The organism is Petrotoga sp. 8T1HF07.NaAc.6.1, from assembly GCF_016772115.1.
In the GTDB taxonomy this organism is placed as follows: Bacteria; Thermotogota; Thermotogae; order Petrotogales; family Petrotogaceae; genus Petrotoga; species Petrotoga mobilis.
On sequence record NZ_AUPG01000040.1, the window covers coordinates 1 to 612 of the forward strand.

General features: G+C 31.6%; 1 protein-coding gene. It reads left to right on the plus strand.

Annotated elements, in window-relative coordinates; translation table 11 throughout:
• Positions 1–391: Rpn family recombination-promoting nuclease/putative transposase (locus NAAC61_RS10905; RefSeq protein ID WP_237729893.1), on the plus strand; the 391-nt coding region annotated here is incomplete at both ends.
• Between the last annotated feature and the right edge of the window lie 221 nt (positions 392–612).

Below are 612 nucleotides of genomic sequence, written 5' to 3' on the forward strand. Positions count from 1 at the left end.
AAACGGTCAAGATATATACATATACTTATTGTTAGAGCATCAAAGTAAAGTTGACCAACTTATGGCATTCAGGATGTTGGCATATAAGGTAAGAATATGGGAACGATATGTGAATAGTCACAAAAAAGAATCAGAACAAAAAGGATTCAAACTACCAGTCATAATAGGGATGGTCTTTTACGATGGAAAAGCAAAATGGACATCACCAATGGATGTAAAAGAGAAGATAACAGAGATAAAAAACATGGAAGAGTATTTAATAAAAGCAAATTATGAACTAATAAATTTAAGTAATATAAAAGAAGAAACGATAATAAACATGAAGAAGGCACTAGGGGTAATCTTATTAACGGACAAACCAAACGTAAGGATAAAAAACGCAGAAGAGTTGNTAAAGATTATAAATAAAGATATATTATTGAAATTGCCGGAAGAAGAAAAAGAGAAATTTAATAAACACAGAAACGCATTCATAGAACTGTTCGGAAAGAGGACAGATTACAAAGAGATAGAAGAAAGGTTCGAAGAGCTAAAAGAAATGGAGGTGCCAAAAATGTTTAACACATTAGAAGAGATAGCAAAAAGAGACAGAGAAAAGGCTAAATTGGAAGG